This window comes from Frankia sp. CcWB2 (genome assembly GCF_977927585.1).
The window spans coordinates 1-3,808 of sequence record NZ_CDWRCM010000186.1 but is presented as its reverse complement, the minus strand read 5'-3'; the positions used below and the strand labels follow the sequence as shown (position 1 = coordinate 3,808).

1 protein-coding gene is annotated in these 3,808 nt (G+C 75.4%); it reads right to left on the bottom strand.

Annotation, left to right across the window (positions count from 1 at the left end; all coding sequences use genetic code 11):
* Window positions 1-121: 121 nt before the first annotated feature.
* Window positions 122-3,808 (bottom strand): condensation domain-containing protein (locus tag ACY45C_RS17265; RefSeq protein WP_462188593.1); only part of this gene is annotated, 3,687 nt, incomplete at its 5' end.

The window sequence follows — 3,808 nt, the reverse complement described above, 5'->3', positions numbered from 1 at the left end:
CCCAGCCTGGCATCGGGCCGATGGCCAGGTCCAGGATCTCCTCGCGGTATGAATCGGTCGTGCTGGTCATACTCACCCCACGAAGTTTCGGCCTGTCTCGCACTCTGCTTTCTCTCTTTCCTCAGCCGCGGGCCGGTCCCGACCGGCGGTCGCGATGTGGATTTAGTTCCGGCCGGCCGAAGCGGTTGCCGGTGATTTCGCCGCCCCCCCGGTGCGCGGCGCGGGCGGCGAGTGCGTCGAGCGCCCGTAGCCACGCGGCCGCGAGGTTGCCTACGACCGCCGCGCCGGGCCCATCCGGCCCCGCCGTCCACCGCGCGCTCAACTCGGGGCCGCCCGGGCCGTCGAGGGCTCGCACGATCAGGCTCAGCGGGAATGGATCGGGCGCCTCGGCGTTCCAGTCGGCGAAAAGCTCCTCGTCCTCGGCGGCGACCGACCAGTCCGCCACCTCGCCCCGGGCCAACCGACCCACGTAGTTCAGGTAGATCGTCGGTAGGGGAGCCGCCGAGAGGACCGGCGCGGTCCGCGGATTGAGGAAGCGCAACATGCTGTAATCGGTTCCGCCGTCGGGGATCTGGGTCATGAGCTCGCGCACCCGCGCCACGGCGGCGTCCACGGCCCACGCACCGAACGCGGCGCCGTCGTCGGCCGGCCACTCGAGCAGGAACGGGTAGATCTCGGCCATCCAGCCGACCGTCCGGGACAAGTCCAGATGGTCGACGATCTGCTCCTGCCGGCCGTGGGCCTGGACGGCCACGACCATCCCCGACGAGCCGGCGGCGCCGGGCCGGGTCTGGTCGGCCACGGCCAGGGACAGCGCGGCGAGCAGGAGCTCGTCCACCCCGACCCCGAACGTGGCGGGAACCGTCGACAGCAGCGCGGCCGCCCGCTCCGGCGGCACGCTCACGGTGACCGCTTCCGGCTGGTCCACCCGGGCCGGTCCGGCCGGTCCGGCCGGACCGGCCACGTCCGCCGTCCAGGCCACCGGCGTGGCCCGGCCGAGCAGGTCCAACCAGAACGGCAGCCGCGCCTCGGTCTCGGTCGCGCGCGCCCGCTCGTCCAGGCGGCGCGCCCATCGGGCGAACGAGACCGGGACGGGCGCGAGCTGGGGCCGCCCGCCCGCCGTCAGCGCGCCCGCCGCGGCAGCGAGATCATCCAGCACGATCGGCCAGGAGACGCCGTCGATCAGCGCATGGTGGATAATCAGCAGCAACCGGCCCGGGCGCTCGCTGCCCGCGTCCAGCCAGACGCAGCGAATGGCCTGCCCGCTGTCCGGATCGAGTTCGGTGTTGGCCGCCGCCGCCAGCCCTGAGATCAGCGCTCGGCCGCCCACGCTGTCGAAGCCGTCGCTCGCGGCGATGCCGGCGGCGTCGATCCGGCGGACCCAGGGACGGACGTCGACGCCGCCGCGCGACGCGATCGCCAGCGACCAGGCGGGACCACCGTCCGCGCCGGTCGCCACCGCGCCGTCCGGGAAGGCGCCGGGTGAGTCCGAGCGGACGAGGCGGGCCCGCAGAACGTCGTGGTGGTCCACGACCGCTGTGATCATCGCGTGGAGCGTGGCCAGGTCCAGCCCGGCCGGGGTGCGCAGCAGCACCGGCGAGGAGAACGACGAGAACGTCGCCCCGCGGCCGCGCGCCGCCTGCAGCGCCGGAGTCGGCGGGACGAGGACGATCCCGGCCGGCTCGGAAGCCGGCTCGGAAGCCGGCTCGGCCGCGCCGACGGCGGGCGCGCGGGCCGTCCCGTTGGCGGCGGACGGTGCCCGGCGCGTGACAGCGGACGGTGCCCGGCGTGTGACAACGGTGGCGAGCGTCTCGGGCGTGCGGTGGCCGAACAGCAGCCGCGGGGTCACGGTGAGGCCGGCGGCCCGGATCCGGTTGACCAGCCGCATGGCGACGATGCTGTCGCCGCCGAGGGCGAAGAAGTCGTCCTCGGCGCCGACCCGCTCGGCCCCGAGCACCGCGGCGAAGGCGGCGACCAGGGTCGCCTCGATGTCGTTCCCGGGAGCGCGCCCGGACACCGTCGCGCCCGCGCCGCCGGCGACCGGCGCCGACGGCTCCCGGTCGGCGCTGGCCGGGACCGCGAAAGCCGCCGGCCAGCTGAGCTCCAGCCCGCTCACCGGCGCCGACGGGTCGGCGGCGACGGCGGCGAGAAGCTCCCGCAGCCGCGCGCCGATCCGATCGGCGCTGGACCGGTCGAACAGGTCGTCGCTGTAGGCGACGCCGATGGTCAGGCCGCCGTCGGCTCCGGCCCGTTCGATGAAGTCGAAGGACAGGTCGAACTTGGCGCTGGTCCGCCGCACCGGTTCGGGCCGGGCGCTGACCGCGTCGAGGGCCAGCTCGTCGACGGCGTCGGAGGCCGCCAGGTACACGATCATGACCTGGAACAGCGGATGGCGAGCCAACAGCCGCGGCGGGTTGACCGCGTCCACCACCCGGTCGAACGGCAGGTCGTGGTGGTCGAGGGCGGCGAGGTCGCTCTCGCGGACCCGCCCCAGCAGCTCGCCGAACGACGGGTCACCCGACAGGTCGGTCCGCAGGACCACCGTGTTGAGGAAGAACCCGACCAGGTCGTCGAGGGTGTCGTCGACCCGGCCGGACACCGGGCTGCCGATGGGGATGTCCTCGCCCGCGCCCAGCCGGTGCAGCAGAGTGGCCACGGCCGCCCGCAGCACCATGAACAGGCTGGCGTTGTGGGCCCGCCCGACGGCGCGCAGCGCCGTGACGGCGTCGGCGTCGAGCGAGAGCTCGACGATCCCGCCGGTGTGGCTCGGCTCGGCCGGGCGGGGCCGGTCGCTCGGCAGCGCCAGCTCGGTGGGCAGGCCGGCCAGTGCCTGGCGCCAGAACTCCCGCGATCGGGCGGCGGAACTCGTCGGGTCGGTCTCGTCACCCAGCCGCGCACGCTGCCACAGCGTATAGTCGACGTACTGGACGGGCAGCGGCGCCCAGTCCGGCGCGACGCCCGCGGCCCGCGCCCGGTAGGCGACGGACAGGTCGCGGGCCAGCGGCCGGTCGGAGCCATCGTCGGCCGCGATGTGGTGGACCAGGAACTGCGCGATGTGCAGCTCCGGCGAGCACCGGACGACGGTCACCCGCATCGGTGGCTCGCGCTCGAGGTCGAACGGATAGGCTGCGGCCGCGGCGAGCAGGTCCGCCAGGCCGTCCCCGCCCGGCTCCGGTCCGGGCCGGTCGCCGCCGGCCGGGGCCGCCCACTCGACCACCTCGAACGGGATCTCCGCGCCGGCCGGGTCGAGGATCCGCTGCACGGGCTCGCCGTCGGGAGCGGGAAAGACGGTCCGCATCGCTTCGTGCCGGGCCACCACGTCGTTCACCGCCGCGCGCAGCGCGGGCACGTCCAGCGGCCCGGTCAGCCGCCAGGTGATCGGGATGTTGTACGTCGGGCTGGGCCCCTCCACCTGCCCGATCACCCATAGGCGCCGCTGGGCGTACGACAGCGGCGGGTTCTCCGGGCGCCGCCGCCGGCTGACCGCCGGGCGGGCGGTGCCGGCCGCCTCCATCAGCCGCGCGAGCCGGGCGACCGTCGGGTCCTCGAAGACCGTGCGGGGGGTGATCTCCACGCCGAACGCCGACCGGACCGCCGCGCACAACCGCATGACGAGCAGCGAGTGGCCGCCGAGGGCGAAGAAGTCATCGTCGAGGCCGACCCGGTCGACGCCGAGCACGGCCGCGAACCGCTCGGCCAGCAGTTCCTCGCGCGCGTCGCGGGGCCGGCGGCCGGCGGCCGGCGCCGGGGCGGGCGGCTCGGGCAGCGCCGCCCGGTCCAGCTTGCCGTTGACCGTGCGGGGCAGCCG